This window comes from Streptomyces sp. NPDC031111 (genome assembly GCF_055570675.1).
In genome coordinates this window covers 21,169-38,691 of record NZ_JBVIGS010000019.1, presented here as the reverse complement: position 1 = coordinate 38,691, position 17,523 = coordinate 21,169, and the positions used below count along the sequence as shown (strand labels likewise).

The window sequence follows — 17,523 nt, the reverse complement described above, 5'->3', positions numbered from 1 at the left end:
CCCCGATCCTACGGAAGCGGCGCGGAGGTGAGCTCGGCGTCCCGGGCGGAGGCGACCCGGCCGGGGCGCAGGATCCGTACGACGTGTCGGTCGCAGTTCTGGCACGTCGGCCGGCTCAGCGGGGAGGGGACGATCCGGCCGTCCGCCACGTACAGCACGAACTCGTGGCCGTCCGCGTCGGTGTGATGCTCTATCTCGTACGTCTGTTCCCAGCCGTACCCGCAGTGCATGCAGGCGAAGGAATAGGACTCGCTGACGACGACGGTCGCGCCCGCGCGCAACGCGCCGCGCTCCGAGATCTCGGTCATGCCGGCTCCTGTCGGTCCGCTGGCGGGACGGATTCGGATCCGTCCCTCACGCCCAGTGGACTCCTCCGCGGACGCGAGCGCAGGAGGGGAAACCGAGTATTGGCGGCGTTTTGGGCGTTACTTGCCGAACCGCCCCGGAGCTCTTTACCGACGCGCGGTTTACGCCATTGGGGGCGCCGCCGGGCAACGCACCGCGTCCCTAACGGCGCTCCCCGGAACCGGGTTCTCCCGCCGCGTTCTTGGCCGCGACCACCGCGTCGAAGACCTGCCGTTTGGGAAGCCCCGCTTCCACCGCCACCGCCGCGATGGCCTCCTTGCGCCGCTCCCCCGCTTCCTCCCGCACCCGCACCCTGCGCACCAGCTCCGCCGCGTCGATCTCCTCGGGCCCCTGCTCCGGCGCGCCCTCGACCACCACGGTGATCTCCCCGCGCACGCCCTCGGCCGCCCACGCGGCCAGCTCGGCCAGCGGGCCCCGCCTGACCTCCTCGTACGTCTTGGTCAGCTCCCGGCAGACGGCGGCCCTGCGGTCCCCGCCGAACACCTCCGCCATCGCGGCGAGCGTGTCGTCGAGGCGGTGCGGGGCCTCGAAGTAGACGAGGGTGCGCCGCTCCCCGGCGACCTCCCGCAGCCGCCCCAGCCGCTCGCCGGCCTTCCTGGGCAGGAAGCCCTCGAAGCAGAATCGGTCCACGGGCAGCCCGGACAGGGCCAGGGCGGTGAGCACGGCGGACGGTCCGGGCACCGCGGTCACCTTGATGTCCCGCTCCACGGCGGCGGCGACCAGCCGGTAGCCGGGGTCGGACACCGACGGCATCCCGGCGTCCGTCACCAGCAGCACCCGCGCCCCGCCCACCAGCTCCTCGACGAGTTCGGGCGTACGGGCGGACTCGTTGCCCTCGAAGTACGACACGACCCGCCCCTTGGGCGTGACGCCGAGCGCCTGGGTCAGCCGCCGCAGCCGCCGGGTGTCCTCGGCGGCGACGAGGTCGGCGCCCGCCAGTTCCTCCGCGAGCCGGGGCGGGGCGTCGGAGATGTCGCCGATGGGGGTGCCTGCGAGTACGAGGGTTCCGGTCACACCCCCATCCTCCCAGTACGGAACAGAGGCGGGGCATACCGCCCATGCGCGGGACTCACACAGCGGCGTTCCCTACGATGGCGCGGTGACCAGTACCGCGTCCTCCACGGACACCCGGCAGGACCAGGCACCGCACGAGCAGCGGCCGTCGTGGCAGCAGCGGCTGCGCCGTTTCGGCTACCCGGCGACGGCGCGGGCCAGAGGCGATGTCCACGGGGGAGACGTCCGCGACCGCCTGGACCCGCCGTACGCGGAGCCGTCGAAGCGGCTGTGGGACACGCTCGGGGTGCCGCCGGTGCTCGCGGGGCGCATCACCCGCTGGTCGGGTTGGGGTGGCCCGCTCCTGGTCACGCTGCTGGCGGGAGTGCTCCGGTTCTGGAACCTGGGCAGCCCGAAGGCGGTGATATTCGATGAGACGTACTACGCCAAGGACGCGTGGGCGCTGGTCCACCGCGGGTTCGAGGTCAACTGGGACAAGAACGCCAACGACCTGATCCTCTCGGGCGGTGCCGTCCCCATCCCGACGGACGCGGCGTACGTCGTGCACCCTCCGGTCGGGAAGTACGTGATCGGGCTGGGCGAGCTGATCTTCGGCTTCGACCCGTTCGGCTGGCGGTTCATGACCGCGCTGCTCGGCACGCTCTCCGTGCTGATGCTGTGCCGCATCGGCCGGCGCCTGTTCCGCTCCACGTTCCTCGGCTGTCTCGCGGGCGCGCTGATGGCGGTGGACGGGCTGCACTTCGTGATGAGCCGGACCGCGCTGCTCGACGGCGTGCTGATGTTCTTCGTGCTCGCGGCCTTCGGCTGTCTGGTGGTCGACCGGGACCGCGCGCGGGAGAAGCTCGCCGCCGCGCTGCCGGTGGACCCGGACGGCCGGGTCCGCCCGGACGTGTACGTCGCCGAGAACACCCGGATCGGCTTCCGCCCGTGGCGGGTGGCGGCGGGGCTGATGCTGGGCCTGGCGGTCGGCACCAAGTGGAACGGCCTGTACATCATGGCCGCGTTCTGTGTGATGGCGGTGCTCTGGGACGTCGGCTCGCGCCGGGTCGCGGGCGCCCGGCGCCCCCGGCTGGCCGTGCTGAGGCGCGACCTGGGCTGGGCGTTCCTGTCGACCGTGCCGGTGGCGGTGGTCACCTACTTCGCCTCCTGGATCGGCTGGATCCTCTCCCCGGCCGACGGCACCGGCGGCTACTACCGCGACTGGGCGGCCACGGCCGGGAAGGACAGCAACTGGTCCTGGCTGTTCCCCGACTGGTGGCGCAGCCTGTGGCACTACGAGAACAAGGTCTACGACTTCCACGTCGGCCTGTCCTCGCCGCACACCTACGAGTCCAACCCGTGGAGCTGGATCGTCACCGGCCGCCCGGTCTCCTACTTCTACGAGTCCCCGGCGCCCGGCACGGACGGCTGCCCGGTCGACGCGGGCGAGAAGTGCGCACGCGAGGTCCTGGCCATCGGCACGCCCCTGCTGTGGTGGGTGGCCTGCTTCGCCCTGCTCTACGTCCTGTGGCGCTGGCTATTCCGCCGCGACTGGCGGGCCGGCGCCATCGCCTGCGGCATCGTGGCCGGCTACGCCCCCTGGTTCCTCTACCAGGAACGCACGATCTTCTTCTTCTACGCCGTCGTCTTCCTCCCCTTCCTGTGCCTGGCGGTGGCGATGCTCCTGGGCGCACTGGTCGGCCCACCCCGCTCCACCGACGCCCGCCGCGTCGCGGGCGCGACGGCAGCCGGCGTACTGACCCTCCTGATCGCTTGGAACTTCATCTACTTCTGGCCCATCCACACGGGCACGTCGATCCCGATCGACGACTGGCGGGCCCGGATGTGGCTGGACACCTGGGTCTGATCGTTTCCGCGCCCGACGGGGGTCTCGCTTCGGACAACAAACGGAAACAGCCGTCCCGGTCGTCACCCGGTGCGCATAGGGTGCTCACTCAGCGGGCTTTTTGAACGCGTTCATAAGACGTGGGGGCCCGGTAGAGGGGGAGGGCCCGATGGGCAAGGGGGTCAAGGTCGCCGTCGTCGGCGGTGTGTTCGCGGTGATGCTGGGCGGGGCCGGGTACGGCGCCTACAACATCGTGTCCGCCCTGAGCGGTGACGGCGGGAGCGGCACGAGTGCCGCGGGGACCAAGAAGTCCGGGCCACCGGACGAGGGGGAGGTCGAGGAGACGACCAAGAGCTTCTTCGCGGCCTGGGAGAAGGGCGAGCCGGCCGAGGCCGCCTCGTACACGAACAACGCGCAGGAGGCCGGCGGGCTGCTGACGGCGTACGGCGACGAGGCCCGGATAGGCGACGTCGAGATCACGCCCGGCACGGCCACCGGCACCACCGTGCCCTTCACGGTGAAGGCGACCGTCACCCATGACGGGAAGTCCGAGTCGCTGAGCTACAAGAGCCAACTGACCGTGGTGCGCGGGGAGACGACCGGGCGTGCGCTGGTCGACTGGGAGCCCTCCGTCGTCCATCCGGATCTGAAGGAGGGCGACACCCTCGTCACCGAGGCGTCCGCGCAGCCGCCCATCGAGGCGGTGGACCGGAACGGCACGGTGCTGACGAAGGAGAAGTACCCCTCGCTCGGGCCGATCCTGGACACCCTGCGCCAGAAGTACGGCGAGAAGGCGGGCGGCACCCCCGGTGTCGAACTGGTGATCAGGCATGAGGAGGGGGCGGCGGGCGAGGCCGCCGCCGACACCCCGCTGCTGACCCTCGCCGAGGGCAAGCCGGGCAAGCTGCGCACCACCCTCAGCGCCGGGGTGCAGGCCGCCGCCGAGAAGGCGGTGCAGCGGTACGCCGAGTCCTCGGTGGTGGCGGTGAAGCCGAGCACGGGTGAGGTGCTGGCGGTGGCCAACCACCGTGAGGACGGGTTCAACGCGGCCTTCCAGGGCCGGGTCGCCCCCGGCTCCACCATGAAGATCATCACCGCCGCCATGCTCATCGACAACGGCGTGACCTCGATGAACGGCGCGGCGCCCTGCCCGCCCACCGCGACCTGGCAGAGCCAGACCTTCAAGAACCTCACCGGCATGGAGCCGAACGAGAACGCCAGCCTCGCCAACAGTTTCCTGCGCTCCTGCAACACGGCCTTCATCAAGCTCGTCGACGAGAAGCCGCTCACCGACGCCTCGCTCACCCAGGAGGCGCAGGAGCGGTTCGGGCTCGGCCGGGACAACTGGCAGACGGGCGTCGTGTCCTTCGACGGCAGCGTGCCCGCCTCCGGCGGACCGGACCGGGCGGCGAACGCCATCGGTCAGGGCCAGGTGCAGATGAACCCGCTGAACATGGCCTCCGTGACGGCCACCGCCATCACCGGCACCTTCCGCCAGCCGTACCTGGTCTCCCCCGACCTCGACAACCGGCAGTTCGCGCAGGCCAAGGGGCTCCCCGCGGGCACCGCGTCCCAGCTCAGGCAGATGATGCGGCTCACCGCCACCCAGGGCACCGCCCAGGAGGCCATGTCCGGGCTCGGCGGTGACATCGGCGCCAAGACCGGTTCCGCCGAGGTCGACGGCAACGCCACCTCCGACAGCTGGTTCACCGGCTTCCGGGACGACGTGGCGGCGGCGGCCATGGCCCAGCAGGGCGGCCACGGCGGCGACGCGGCCGGGCCGATTGTCGCAGCCGTGCTACGAGCGGGCGGCTGATCGCGCCACGTACCCGGCGGGCACCTAGGGTGGTGGCCGTCGTGTGCACGTGAGCGCCATGAGGGGCAGGGGGAGCCCGGCGGACAGCGGAGGAACGGGAACGCAGTGGGGAACAGAAGGAACGTCGCCGAGCGGCGCAGGACTCGCCCCGCCGTGCTCGGCGGAGTGGTCGCCGTGGTCGTCGGCGGCGCCGGGTTCGGCGCCTACGCGCTGTTCGGCGGCACCGAGGACGGCACGCGGACGTCGTCCGCCGCGCAGGCGGAGGACGTCAGGACCGGGCCCCTGTCCGCCGCCGAGGTCACCGGCGCGGCCGAACGCTTCCTCACCGCCTGGCAGGCCGGGAAGGTGAGCGAGGCGGCCGCCGCCACCGACGACCCGAAGGCCGCGACCGCCCTGCTCACCGCCTACGCCAAGGACGCCCGGATCACGGACGTAACCCTCACCGCGGGCACCCGCAGCGGCACCAAGGTCCCCTTCGCCGTCAAGGGCACGGTGTCGTACGAGGAGACCGACAAGCCGCTGACGTACGACAGCGCGCTGACCGTCGTACGCCGGGCCGGGGACGGGGAGCCGCTGGTGGCCTGGAAACCGGCCGTCGTGCACCCCGAGCTCCGGGACGGCGACAAGCTGGTCACCGGCGAGGCGGGCACCCCGCCGGTCAAGGCGCTGGACCGGGACGGCGGAGAGCTGACCACCGCCGACTACCCGTCGCTCGGGTCGGTGCTGGACGGGCTGCGCGAGAAGTACGGCGAGAAGGCGGGCGGCGAGGCCGGCATCGAGCTGCGGATCGTGCGCGGCAAGGAGTCGGAGAAGGCGAAGCTGTCCGACAAGACCCTGCTGGAGCTGAGCGAAGGCACGCCCGGCACGGTGGAGACCACGCTGAGCCCCTCCCTCCAGGCCGCCGCCGAGGAGCAGGTGGCGAAGAAGGACCGGGCGTCGGTGGTCGTCATACGCCCGTCGACCGGCGAGATCCTCGCGGTGGCGAACTCCTCGCACGGTTTCAACACCGCGTTCCAGGGTTCGCTGGCCCCGGGCTCCACCATGAAGGTGATCACCGCCTCGATGCTGATCGAGAAGGGCCTCGCCGGGATGGACGAGCAGCATCCGTGCCCGAAGTACTTCAGCTACGGCGGCTGGAAGTTCCAGAACGACGACAAGTTCCAGATCAAGGACGGCACGTTCAAGGCGAGCTTCGCCCGCTCCTGCAACACGGCCTTCATCAGCCAGGCGCCCGAGCTGGAGGACGACGACCTGACCAAGCAGGCCCAGCAGGTCTTCGGGCTGTCGAAGAACGACTGGCAGATCGGCGTGCCCACCTTCGACGGCTCGGTTCCGGTGCAGTCGAAGGCCCCGATGGCGGCCTCCCTGATCGGCCAGGGCGGGGTGCGGATGAACCCGCTGAACATGGCGTCGGTGTCGGCGACGATCCAGTCGGGCGTCTTCCACCAGCCGTACCTGGTCTCCCCGGAGGTCGACGGACGGAAGCTGGCGACGGCCTCGCGCACCCTGTCGGGCGGGACGCTGGCCCAGCTGCGGGAGCTGATGTCGTACACCGCCTCCTACGGCACCGCCGCCGAGGCGATGGCCGGGGTGAGCGGTGACCGGGGCGCCAAGACCGGGTCGGCCGAGGTCGACGGGCAGAAGAAGCCCAACGGCTGGTTCACCGCGTACCGCGGGGACCTGGCGGCGGCCGGTGTGGTGCAGGCGGCCGGCCACGGCGGCGAGACGGCCGGACCGATGGTGGCGGCACTGCTGAGGAGCGGCGGCTGACGGGTCAGTGCGGGACGGGTTCTGCGGTGGCCGCGTGGGTCCGCCGCAGGAACCGGGCCAGGGTCTTCGTCTCGAACTGCACCACCGAGACGCCCTGCGCGGTGTGGAACTCGACCACGGCCTGGACGCGGCCGCACGGCCAGACCCGTATCTCCTCCCCGCCCACGGGGGCGAGCAGGCCCTGTTCCAGCAGGTCCCGGGCGACGGCCCACTCACGGGGCGCGGCGCCGGGAAGCGCCATGCGGACGCAGCGGGGATCGTCTTCCGGGTCGTAGCGCAGCACCACGGGTACCGCTCCGGGGTCCTCTTCCAGGACGTCGGTGACTATGTGGGCTCGCGCGTACTGCTCGACTACGGACATCGGTGGCCCCTTACTCCGCGTCATCTGCGTCAAAGGCGTGTAAGCCGTATACCCACCCCCCGTTCAATCGTGCACCCATTCCGGAATCCGCGCTTCCGAGCGGCGAATATCACAGATGAGGTATGCGTGAGGTAAAACAAGCCGCTCGCACTTGCGAGTTCTTTGCAACAGGCCACATCATCGAGTCCGTGCACGCACCTGACGGATTCATCAACGCCCCTGTCTCCGCCGTGGCCGGAGTGGTCGCCGCCGGCGCGATCGCCGTGAGCCTGCGCGGCGCGCGAAAGGAACTGGACGAGCGCACCGCCCCGCTGGCCGGACTGGTGGCGGCGTTCATCTTCGCCGTGCAGATGCTGAACTTCCCCGTCGCGGCGGGAACCAGCGGCCATCTGCTCGGCGGCGCCCTAGCCGCGATCCTCGTCGGCCCCTGGACCGGGATCCTGTGTGTCTCCGTCGTCCTGCTGATGCAGGCCGTCCTCTTCGCCGACGGCGGGCTGACCGCGCTCGGCGTGAACATCGGCACCATGGCGATCACCACGACGATCGTCGCGTACGCGCTCTTCCGCGGCCTGGTGAAGGTGCTGCCCCGCACCCGCCGCTCGGTGACCGCCGCGTCCTTCGTCGCCGCCCTGGTCTCCGTCCCGGCCTCCGCCCTCGTCTTCACCCTGCTCTACGCGCTCGGCGGCACCGCCGACGTCTCCCTCACCAAGGTCGCCACCGCCATGGTGGGCGTGCACGTCCTCATCGGTATCGGCGAGGCGGTGATCACCGCCCTGACCGTCGGCGCGGTCGTCGCCGTCCGCCCGGACCTGGTCCACGGGGCGCGCGGGCTGCGGCAGCGGCTCAAGCTGCGGGTGAACGGCGAACTGGTCGATGCCCCGGATGCCCCGGACGCCCCGGACATCTCGGAGTCGGAGCCCGTCCCCGTCGCCGCCCGCTCCCAGCGCAAGGTCTGGATCACCGGCCTGGTCACCTCGCTGGTCCTCGCCGGGTTCGTCAGCTTCTACGCCTCCACCGACCCCGACGGCCTGGAGAAGGTCGCCACCGACCACGGCATCGACAAGAAGGCGGAGGAGCACGCCATCGCGGACTCCCCGCTCGCCGACTACGGCGTCGAGGACGTCGACGACGCCCGCCTCTCCGGCGGTCTGGCCGGCGTGATCGGCGTGGGCGTGACGGTCGTCGCGGGCACCGGCGTGTTCTGGGCGGTCCGCAGGCGCCGTGCGGACGACACCGCCGACGCCGGCTCCCCCACCGGCACGAGGGTCTGACGTGGGAGCGGGTCACGCGCACAAGCTCTACCGGCACGGCCACTCCCCCGTGCACGCCCTGCCCCCGCACACCAAGCTCGCCGCGGTCTTCGCCTTCGTGCTGGTCGTGGTGTCCACCCCGCGCGAGGCGATGTGGGCGTTCGCCGTGTACGCCGGACTGCTCGGCCTCGTCGCGTACGCCGCCCGTGTCCCGGCCGGGTTCCTGCTCAAGCGGCTGCTGATCGAGGTGCCGTTCGTCGCGTTCGCCGTCCTCCTGCCGTTCGTGGCGGAGGGCGAGCGGGTCGACGTCCTCGGTCTGTCGCTGAGCGTGAACGGACTGTGGGGGGCCTGGAACGTGCTGGCCAAGGGCACCCTGGGCGTCGCCGCCTCGGTCCTCCTCGCCGCCACCACCGAACTGCGCGAACTGCTGCTGGGCCTCCAGCGGCTGAGGCTGCCGCCGCTGCTGGTGCAGATCGCCTCCTTCATGGTCCGCTACGGCGATGTCATCACCGACGAGATGCGGCGCATGCGGATCGCCCGCGAGTCCCGCGGCTTCGAGGCGCGCGGGGTGCGGCACTGGGGCGTGCTCGCCAAGTCGGCGGGCGCGCTGTTCATCCGCTCCTACGAACGCGGCGAGCGCGTCCACCTGGCCATGGTGAGCCGCGGCTACGCCGGTTCGATGCCGGTGATCGACGAGGTGACCGCGGACCGGGCGCAGTGGTCGTACGCCCTCGCCCTCCCCTCGGCCGCCCTCGTCGTCTGTCTGCTGGGATGGACCCTGTGAGTACTGCTTCCCTGGAGGTCTCCGGCCTCGCCTTCGCCTACCCCGACGGCCATCAGGCCCTGTTCGGCGTGGACTTCTCCATCGCGCGCGGCGAGCGGGTCGCGCTGCTCGGCCCGAACGGCGCCGGCAAGACGACCCTGGTGCTCCATCTCAACGGCATCCTGACCGGCGGCACCGGCACGGTCACGGTGGCCGGGCTGGAGGTCGGCAAGCGGCACATGGCCGAGGTCCGGCGCCGGGTCGGCATCGTCTTCCAGGATCCGGACGACCAGCTCTTCATGCCGACGGTGCGCGAGGACGTGGCCTTCGGTCCGGCGGCGGCCGGGCTCAAGGGGCCCGAGTTGGAGGAGCGGGTGGACCGGGCGCTGAGCCGGGTCGGCATGGCGGAGTTCAAGGACCGTCCGCCGCACCACCTCTCCTTCGGCCAGCGCCGCCGGGTGGCCGTGGCGACCGTACTCGCCATGGAGCCGGAGATCCTGGTCCTGGACGAGCCGTCCTCCAACCTGGACCCCGCCTCCCGCCGCGAACTCGCCGACATCCTGCGCTCCCTGGACGTCACCGTCCTGATGGTCACCCACGACCTGCCCTACGCCCTGGAGCTGTGCCCGCGCTCGCTGATCCTCAGCGACGGCGTGATCGCGGCGGACGGCTCCACGGCGGAGCTGCTCGCCGACGACACCCTGATGCGCGCCCACCGTCTGGAGCTGCCGTACGGCTTCGATCCGCGCTCGGTGCCGGCCGCACCCGGGCGTTCGTAACGATCGTGCCGGGTCGGCCCCGCCCAGGAATCGCAGGCGGACCGGCACTGTTGCACGCACTGTCAGAGGCGAGTGGAAGGGACCGACGGAACGTGGACGTCGACGTGCACGGCACAGTGGCCGACGGCTTCGAGCCGGTCCGGGAGGCGTTCGCCCGGAACTTCGAGGCGCTCGGGGACCGGGGCGCGGCCGTCGCCGTCCACCGGGACGGGCGCAAGGTCGTCGACCTGTGGGCCGGGGCGAAGGACGTCGACGGCACCGAGCCGTGGCAGCGGGACACCGCCCAGGTGGTGCGCTCGGCGACCAAGGGCGTCGCCGCCGCCGTGCTCCTGCTGCTGCACCAGCGCGGCGAGCTGGACCTGGACGCGCCGGTCGGCCACTACTGGCCGGAGTTCAAGGCGCACGGCAAGGAGCGGCTGCTGGTCCGGCACGTGCTGAACCACCGCGCCGGGCTCCCCGTCCTCGACCACCCGCTCACCCCGGCCGACGCCGCCGACCCGTCGCGGGCCGCCGAGGCGGTCGCCGTGCAGGCCCCCGTGTGGGAGCCGGGCACCGACCACGGCTATCACGCGCTGACCTACGGCTGGCTGGTCGACGAGCTGGTGCGCCGCGTGACCGGCCGGGGCTCCGGCGAGTGGATCGCGTCGGAGATCGCCGGTCCGCTGGGGCTCGACCTGTGGGTGGGGCTGCCGGACGCGCAGGCCCACCGGGTGGGCCGGGTCGGCCGGATCGAGGGGCCCGAGCCGTCCGGGGTGCTCCGCGCCCGCCCCAAGCGGGCGGTCACCGACGCCTACGCCGACCCGTCCTCCCTCACCCGTCGCGCCTTCGCCGCGATCACCCCGTTCCCGGACCAGAACGACCCGGTGTTCCGCGCGGCTGCCCTGCCCGCCGCCAACGGGATCGCGACGGCGGACGGACTGGCGCGCTTCTACGCGTCACTGATCGGCCCAGTCGACGGCACCCGCCTCCTCGACCCGGCCACCGTCGAACTCGCCCGTGCCGAGGAGTCGGCCGGACCCGACCGGGTGCTGGTCGTCGGCACCCGCTTCGGGCTCGGCTACATGCTGCACGGCGGCTCCTCGCCCTTCCTGGCCCCGGGCTCCTTCGGCCACCCCGGCCGCGGCGGCTCCCTCGGCTTCGCCGACCCGGAGTCGGGCATCGCCTTCGGCTACGTCACCAACGGCTTCCGGAAGACGGTGACGGCGGATCCCAGGGCCCAGGCGCTGATACGGGCGGTACGTCAGTCACTGACTCCCTGACGCCGACTCCCTGATCAGACGTGGATCGGGTGCGAGATGCGGCCCGACGCGTCGTCGATCTCGCCGTGCGCCTTGGTCAGCATCTGCATGGCGAGTTCGTTCAGCGCGCGCGCACCGGCGATCTCCTCCCCGACCCGGGGCTGATTCGCGTCGGTGTGGTGCCGATTGGCGTGGCCGTGTGCCCGTACTTCGGTCCCGTCGGGCAGCCGGACCATCGCGACGGCGCGGGTGTGCTGGTCGTCCTCCGCGAACTCCAGCTCCACATGCCATCCCACTGCGGTGTGCATCATGATGATCACCTCCGGAATATCTAATTCCAGGGTGCGCCCGCCGCCCGCCGAATGCACGCGCCCGACGGTGATCCGGCCGCCGGACGCGCCGACCCCGGGCCACCCTGACCCGCCGGACGCGCCGACCACAGGCCACCGGTAATCCACCGGACGCGCCGCCCACAGGCCACCGGTAATCCACCGGACGCGCCGACCACAGGCCACCGGTAATCCACCGGACGCGCCGCCCCCGGGCCACCGGTGAGCCGCCGGACGTCGGCCTCGGCCCACCCCCGACCCGCCGGACGCCGGCCTCGGGCCGATCCACGGGCTACACCCCGGGTTGCGGCCGGGACCGCGGGACGTACACCCGTGGTGGCAAGGCCGACCGGCAGGGTGTCACCGTGCGGCCGACTGCCCGGACCACCGCCGGTTCCTAGGCTGGGCGCATGGCGAACGACACCACGCGTCGGCTCCGGCTCCCGCGCGGCCGTGCGGCCGACCTGGCGGTGGCCTGCGCGGTCTTCCTGCCGGTGGCCGCCTGGAGCACGGCGTCCCTGGTCCGTGGTCCCGCGGAACCCCGGCCGGCGACCGCCCTCGGCTGGCTGATGATCGTGGCCGCGTGCGGGGCGCTGTACCTGCGGCGCCGGTACCCGGTGGGTGTCACGGTGTTCGTCCTGGCCGCCACGGCCGTGTACTACCTCACCAGCGAGCACGACGGTCCGCTCATGATCACCCTGATCGTCGCCCTCTACTCCGTGGCCGCCGAGGGCCGACTGCGGGCGGCCGTCGCGCTCGGCGCCGTCTGTCTCGTCGGGGTGGCCCTCGGGACGGTGTCCGGCAACGAGGACGTCAACAGCGTCGCCCTGTTCATGCTGACCGGCTGGCTGGTGGCGGTGGTGGCGCTCGGCACGGTGCGGCACGGGCGGTTCGCCTTCGCGGAGGAGGAGGCACGGCGGCGGGAGACCGAGGAGCGGCTGCGGATCGCACGGGAGCTGCACGACGTCGTCGGACACCACGTTTCGCTGATCAACGTGCAGGCGGGCGCCGCGCTGCACCGGTTGAAGAAGCACCCGGAGCGGGCCGAGGAGGCCCTCGCGGCGATCAAGGAGAGCAGCAGGGACGCCCTGCGGGAGCTGCGTGCCACGCTCGGCGTGCTGCGCCAGGTCGACGAGCGGGCGCCGACGCAGCCCGCACCGGGACTGGCCCGCCTGGACGAGCTGGTGGCGGCGGCGAAACCGGCCGGGCTGGAGGTGCGGGTACGCAGCCTGGGGCGGGTCCGGGAGCTGCCCGCCGCGGTGGATCTGGCGGCGTTCCGGATCGTGCAGGAGTCGCTGACCAACGTGACCCGGCACGCCCGCGGGGCCACGGCCGTGGAGGTACGGCTCGGATTCGGGGAGCGGGAGCTGTCGCTGGCCGTCGAGGACGACGGGGTCGCGACGGGCCCGGTGGACCGCAGGAGCGCGGGCCACGGCATCACGGGGATGCGCGAGCGGGTGGAGACGCTCGGCGGCGAACTGTCCGCGGGTCCCGGACCGCACGGCGGATTCGCCGTCGCCGCGCGCATTCCGTACCAGAATTGAGGCCCAGCATCCCCTGCGACGCGATCGGAGCCGGCCCTGTCATGATCGAGGTTCTGCTGGCCGACGACCAGCGCCTGGTGCGCGCCGGATTCCGCTCGATCCTGGAGGACGAGGACGACATCACCGTGGTCGGCGAGGCGGGCGACGGGGAGGAGGCCGTGGCCGCCTGCCGGGAGCTGCGGCCCGACGTCGTCCTGATGGACATCCGCATGCCGGGCGTGGACGGCCTGGAGGCGTCCCGAAGGATCACCGGCGACCCGCGTCTCGCCGACGTGCGGGTGGTCGTCCTGACCACCTTCGACCTGGACGACTACGTCTACGGCGCGCTGCGGGCGGGCGCCACCGGCTTCCTGGTGAAGGACACCGAACCGGAGGAGCTGCTGCGGGCGGTCCGGGTGGCGGCCCTCGGCGACGCGCTGATCAGCCCCTCCGTCACCCGGCGGCTGATCGCGGAGTTCGCCCGCCGGGTCCGGGCGCCCGAGCCGAGCCCGCGTCTGAACGCGCTGACGGAGCGGGAGCGCGAGGTGATGGAGCTGGTCGCGGCCGGCCTGACCAACGACGAGATCGCCGAACGGCTGGTCCTGAGCCCGGCCACCGCCAAGACCCATGTCAGCCGCATCATGACGAAGCTGGCCGTGCGCGACCGCTCCCAGCTGGTGATCATGGCGTACGAATCGGGGATGGTCAGCCCCGGCTGGCTGACGGAGTGACGCACCGGGGCGCAACCGCTGGGGTACGCCGCCCCGTCCGCCGACAACCGCGGGAGTAGCGCGAGTGTCCACGGCAGGCCGATGCCCGCGCCCTGACCGGTCGCCCACGCTGCCGGCATGAGCGAGTCCTTCCCGCGCGGCACGACCGCGACCCAGATCTCCACCCCGTCCGCCGCACCGCCCCCGGGCGTCTTCGGACGGCTCGCCGCATGGTCCCAGCGCCACCGCTGGACGGCCGTGCTGCTGTGGCTGCTCCTGCTGGCCGTGATCACGGTCGGCTCGCAGGCGGCCGGCAACGCCTACCGCAACGACTTCTCGCTGCCCGGCACCGACTCCCAGGCCGCGACCGACCTGTTGAAGGAGCACGGTTCGCTCCAGGCCGGGGACAGCGTCCAGATCGTGTTCCAGGACCCGGAGGGCGTCGCGGGGCGCGAGCCCGTCGTGGAACGGATGCTCGACCGGGTCCGTGACCTGCCCTCCGTCGCCGAGGTGCGCAGCCCCTACGCGGACGCCTCGGCCGTCTCCGAGGACGGCACGATCGGCTACGCCACGGTGACGCTGGACGACAGGGCCGAGAGCGTGCCGAAGGCCGACGTGGTGCGGATCGTAGACACCGCGCGGGAAGCCGCCGGGGACGGGCTGCGGGTCGAGCTGGGCGGCGAGGCCGTGCGCGGCGCCGAGGAGGAAGAGGGCGGAGCCGCCGAGGGGGCGGGCATGCTCGCGGCGCTCGTCGTGCTGGTGCTGCTCTTCGGCTCGCTGGTGGCGGCGGCGCTGCCGCTGATCACCGCGCTGTTCGCGGTGGGCGGTGCGATCGGGCTGATCGCGCTCGCCTCGCACGTGTTCACCGTCGCCGACTTCACCCCGCCGATCATGATGCTGGTCGGCCTCGGCGTGGGCGTCGACTACGCCCTGCTGATCTTCTACCGCTACCGGCACGAGCTGTCCCGCGGCGCGGACACCGCGAGCGCGGCCCGGCTCGCCCTGGACGCGGCGGGCCGTACGGTCTTCTTCGCCGGCTGCACGGTGATCATCGCGCTGCTCGGCCTGGTGGCGCTCGGCCTCGGCGCGTTGCAGGGCGTGGCCCTGGCCGTGGCACTGACGGTGCTGGTCACCATGGCGGCCTCCCTGATCCTGCTGCCCGCGCTGCTGGCGCTGCTCGGTGAGCGGATCCGGCGGCACGTCCTCAAGCGGGCCGGGAAGGCCGCGGGCAAGGAGGAGGGCGCCCGGTGGCGGCGGCTGGCGGCGGCCGTGCAGCGCCGCCCGCTGCCCGCGCTGCTCGCCGCGGTGATCGCGCTGCTCGCGCTGTCGGCTCCGGCGCTCGGGCTGCGGCTCGGCTTCGCCGACGCGGGCAACGACGCCCCGTCCTCCACCAGCCGTCAGGCCTACGACCTGCTGGCGGAGGGGTTCGGCCCGGGTTTCAACGGCCCGCTGGTCGTCGTCGTCGAAGGCTCCGAGTCGGCGGGCGAGACCGCCCGGACGGCGCTCGCCGGAACCGAGGGCGTCGCCGCGACCACTCCCGTGCTGTCGTCGCGGGCCGGTGCGCCGGCGACGGTCGTCGTCTTCCCCGAGACCGCGCCGCAGGACGAGCGCACCACCGACCTCGTGCACCGGCTCCGGGACGACGTCCTGCCGCCGCTGGAGCGGGACACCGGCGCGCGGTACCTGGTCGGCGGATCCACCGCGGCCACCCAGGACTTCGCGGACCGGGTGGCCGAGCGGATGCCGCTGTTCGTGGCGATCGTCGTGGGCATGTCCTCGCTACTGCTGATGGTGGTCTTCCGCTCGGTCCTGATCCCGCTCAAGGCGGCGGTGCTGAACCTGCTGAGCATCTCCGCGGCGTTGGGCGTGATCACCCTGGTCTTCCAGGAGGGCTGGTTCGGGGCGCAGCCCGGGCCCATCGAGGCCTTCATCCCCGTGATGATCTTCGCGATCGTCTTCGGGCTCTCCATGGACTACGAAGTCTTCCTGATCTCCCGCATCCACGAGGAGTGGGAGCGCACTCGGGACCACGGGCTCGCGGTCCGCGAGGGCCTCGCCGCCACCGGCAAGGTGATCACCGCGGCGGCGGCCATCATGATCGTGGTGTTCACCGCGTTCGTCCTCAGCCCCAGCCGCATGCTCCAGCAGTTCGGCCTGGGCCTGGCGGTGGCGATCCTGCTGGACGCGCTGGTCATCCGCTGCCTGATCGTGCCGGCCGCGATGCAGTTGCTGGGCCGCCGCGCCTGGTGGCTCCCGGCGCCGCTGGCGAGGCTGCTGCCGAAGGTGGCCCTGGAGCGCCCGGAAGGTCCCGGTCCCGTCTGAGCACGACCTTCGCGGAGGGGGCGGCGTCGCGCCGCCCCCTTCCCCTCACCCGGAACCGGTGTGCAGCATCAGCCCGATCCCGACGACCAGCAGCCCGGCCGCGGCGATCCGCGGGGCACCGAACCGCTCCTTGAAGAACAACGCGCCAATGGCCGCGCCGACGATGATCGACGACTCCCTCAGGGCCGCGATCGGGGCGAGTTCGGCGCGGGTCTGGGCCCACAGGACGAGTGCGTACGCGGCGACGGACATCGCGGCGCCGAGCAGTCCGAGACCGGCGTGCGGGCGGAGCCGGGCAACGGTCTCCCGCCGCCAGCGCCAGAGGGCGTACGCCGGGATCATCGTGCCCTGGACCGCCATCAGCCAGGCGATGTAGCCGAGGGAGGAACCGGAGGCGCGTACGCCGAGCCCGTCCACGACGGTGTACACCGCGATGGTCAGGCCGGTCGCCAGGGCCGCCCCGATCGCCGCCCAGTCGGGCCGGTGGCCGCGCAGCCCCCACAGCGCCACGCCGGTGAGGCCGGCGCAGGACAGGGCGATCCCGGCGGCGGCCCAGGCGTCGGGCACCTCGTGCGCGAAGACGGCGGCCAGCACCGTGACCACGAGGGGCGCGCTGCCCCTGGCGATCGGGTAGGCCTGGCCGAAGTCGCCCAGCCGGAAGGACTTCATCAGCAGGGCGTAGTACGCCATGTGAACCGCGGCCGAGCACAACAGGTACGGCCACGCCCCGCCCGCCGGAAACGGCACGAACGGCACCATCGCCAGCCCGATCAGCAGCCCACCGCCGGAGATCAGCGTGAACCCGACCAGCTTGTCGGTGATCCGGTGCGCGATGGCGTTCCATCCGGCATGCGTGACCGCGGCAAGGAGCACGGCCGCGGTGACGACTGGGGTCACTCGGTGTGCTCGCGCACGTCCACCACCGTGGCGCCGGCGTGGGTCACGAGGTCGGCGGGCGCCATGGGGAAGACCGTGTGCGGGGTGCCCGCGGCGGCCCACACCACGTCGTGCGTGAGCAACGACCGGTCGGCGAGCACCCTTGTCTTCGTGCGGTGCCCGAAGGGCGGTACGCCCCCGATGGCGTACCCGGTCGTCTCCCGTACGACGTCGGCCTTGGCCCGCGACACCTTCTCGGCGCCGAGTTCCTTGCGGACCAGCTCCACGTCGACCCGCGAGGCCCCGTCCATCAGCACCAGCACCGGTTCCCCGTCCGCCGCGAAGATCAGTGACTTGCAGATCTCACTGAGCTCGCACCCGAGCGCGGCGGCGGCCTCGGCGGCGGTACGGGTCGCGTCCGGGAACCGGCGAATCCGGGTGTGCAGGTCGACCAGCCCGAGCTCACGCAGAGCCTCGGCGAAACGGGGATGGGCATGAGATTCCGAGGTCGTCATGCCCGGCAGGCTAGCGGTCGGATACGTGGCCCACGAACCAATTCCGACCCCCCTTTGTGTACACAT

At 72.4% G+C, this 17,523-nt stretch carries 16 protein-coding genes; 10 read left to right on the top strand and 6 right to left on the bottom strand.

The window, feature by feature from the left end; genetic code table 11:
* Positions 1–8: 8 nt before the first annotated feature.
* Both ACZ470_RS31565 and rsmI read right to left on the bottom strand, forming a co-directional pair.
* The gene (locus tag ACZ470_RS31565) at positions 9–308 is read right to left on the bottom strand and encodes a hypothetical protein (RefSeq protein WP_468432751.1); all 300 of its coding nucleotides are present in this window, start codon (positions 306–308) and stop codon (positions 9–11) included.
* A gap of 199 nt (positions 309–507) precedes the next feature.
* Positions 508–1,380 carry a 16S rRNA (cytidine(1402)-2'-O)-methyltransferase gene (gene rsmI / locus ACZ470_RS31560; RefSeq protein WP_468432749.1) on the bottom strand — a complete coding sequence of 291 codons (873 nt, stop codon included), beginning with the start codon at positions 1,378–1,380 and terminating at the stop codon, positions 508–510.
* A gap of 85 nt (positions 1,381–1,465) precedes the next feature.
* Here rsmI and ACZ470_RS31555 point away from each other — a divergent pair, with 85 nt between their 5' ends.
* The 3 genes from ACZ470_RS31555 to ACZ470_RS31545 all read left to right on the top strand — a co-directional run bounded on the left by ACZ470_RS31555 (position 1,466) and on the right by ACZ470_RS31545 (position 6,791).
* Entirely contained in the window at positions 1,466–3,226 is a 1,761-nt protein-coding gene (locus ACZ470_RS31555) for a dolichyl-phosphate-mannose--protein mannosyltransferase (RefSeq protein ID WP_468432747.1), read from the top strand.
* Between the two features lie 148 nt (positions 3,227–3,374).
* Positions 3,375–5,021 carry a penicillin-binding transpeptidase domain-containing protein gene (locus tag ACZ470_RS31550; protein WP_468432745.1) on the top strand — a complete coding sequence of 549 codons (1,647 nt, stop codon included), beginning with the start codon at positions 3,375–3,377 and terminating at the stop codon, positions 5,019–5,021.
* A gap of 105 nt (positions 5,022–5,126) precedes the next feature.
* Positions 5,127–6,791 (top strand): penicillin-binding transpeptidase domain-containing protein, encoded by a 1,665-nt coding sequence (locus ACZ470_RS31545; RefSeq protein ID WP_468432744.1) that lies wholly within the window; start codon positions 5,127–5,129, stop codon positions 6,789–6,791.
* 4 nt (positions 6,792–6,795) lie between these two features.
* Here ACZ470_RS31545 and ACZ470_RS31540 read toward each other — a convergent pair whose 3' ends face one another.
* Positions 6,796–7,152 (bottom strand): SsgA family sporulation/cell division regulator, encoded by a 357-nt coding sequence (locus ACZ470_RS31540; protein WP_468432742.1) that lies wholly within the window; start codon positions 7,150–7,152, stop codon positions 6,796–6,798.
* Positions 7,153–7,340: 188 nt separating this feature from the next.
* Here ACZ470_RS31540 and ACZ470_RS31535 point away from each other — a divergent pair, with 188 nt between their 5' ends.
* The 4 genes from ACZ470_RS31535 to ACZ470_RS31520 all read left to right on the top strand — a co-directional run bounded on the left by ACZ470_RS31535 (position 7,341) and on the right by ACZ470_RS31520 (position 11,203).
* Positions 7,341–8,423, top strand: coding sequence for an energy-coupling factor ABC transporter permease (locus ACZ470_RS31535; protein ID WP_468432740.1), 1,083 nt, complete (start codon positions 7,341–7,343; stop codon positions 8,421–8,423).
* A 1-nt stretch (position 8,424) separates the two neighbouring features.
* Positions 8,425–9,186 (top strand): cobalt ECF transporter T component CbiQ, encoded by a 762-nt coding sequence (gene cbiQ, locus ACZ470_RS31530; RefSeq protein ID WP_468432738.1) that lies wholly within the window; start codon positions 8,425–8,427, stop codon positions 9,184–9,186.
* Entirely contained in the window at positions 9,174–9,944 is a 771-nt protein-coding gene (locus tag ACZ470_RS31525; RefSeq protein ID WP_468432736.1) for an energy-coupling factor ABC transporter ATP-binding protein, read from the top strand. Before cbiQ ends, ACZ470_RS31525 begins: the two co-directional genes overlap by 13 nt.
* 92 nt (positions 9,945–10,036) lie before the next feature.
* Positions 10,037–11,203, top strand: a complete 1,167-nt coding sequence (locus ACZ470_RS31520) for a serine hydrolase domain-containing protein (protein WP_468432734.1) — start codon at positions 10,037–10,039, stop codon at positions 11,201–11,203.
* Positions 11,204–11,217: 14 nt separating this feature from the next.
* Here ACZ470_RS31520 and ACZ470_RS31515 read toward each other — a convergent pair whose 3' ends face one another.
* Positions 11,218–11,493, bottom strand: coding sequence for a DUF1876 domain-containing protein (locus tag ACZ470_RS31515; protein WP_468432971.1), 276 nt, complete (start codon positions 11,491–11,493; stop codon positions 11,218–11,220).
* A gap of 428 nt (positions 11,494–11,921) precedes the next feature.
* On the opposite strand from ACZ470_RS31515, the gene ACZ470_RS31510 reads away from it, so the two are divergent.
* The 3 genes from ACZ470_RS31510 (at position 11,922) to ACZ470_RS31500 (ending at position 16,066) form a co-directional block, all read left to right on the top strand.
* Positions 11,922–13,055 carry a sensor histidine kinase gene (locus ACZ470_RS31510; protein WP_468432733.1) on the top strand — a complete coding sequence of 378 codons (1,134 nt, stop codon included), beginning with the start codon at positions 11,922–11,924 and terminating at the stop codon, positions 13,053–13,055.
* Positions 13,056–13,096: 41 nt separating this feature from the next.
* Complete coding sequence (locus ACZ470_RS31505) at positions 13,097–13,765, top strand: response regulator (RefSeq protein WP_468432731.1); 669 nt, start codon at positions 13,097–13,099, stop codon at positions 13,763–13,765.
* Positions 13,766–13,882: 117 nt separating this feature from the next.
* Positions 13,883–16,066 carry an MMPL family transporter gene (locus ACZ470_RS31500; protein WP_468432729.1) on the top strand — a complete coding sequence of 728 codons (2,184 nt, stop codon included), beginning with the start codon at positions 13,883–13,885 and terminating at the stop codon, positions 16,064–16,066.
* 45 nt (positions 16,067–16,111) lie between these two features.
* Here ACZ470_RS31500 and ACZ470_RS31495 read toward each other — a convergent pair whose 3' ends face one another.
* Together ACZ470_RS31495 and ACZ470_RS31490 are read right to left on the bottom strand one after the other, a co-directional pair.
* A complete protein-coding gene (locus ACZ470_RS31495) occupies positions 16,112–16,963 on the bottom strand; it encodes an EamA family transporter (RefSeq protein ID WP_468432727.1) in 852 nt (283 codons plus the stop codon).
* On the bottom strand, positions 16,960–17,457 hold the full coding sequence (locus ACZ470_RS31490) for a YbaK/EbsC family protein (RefSeq protein ID WP_468432725.1): 498 nt from the start codon (positions 17,455–17,457) through the stop codon (positions 16,960–16,962). The genes ACZ470_RS31495 and ACZ470_RS31490 overlap by 4 nt, the downstream gene beginning before the upstream one ends.
* Positions 17,458–17,523 lie beyond the last annotated feature (66 nt).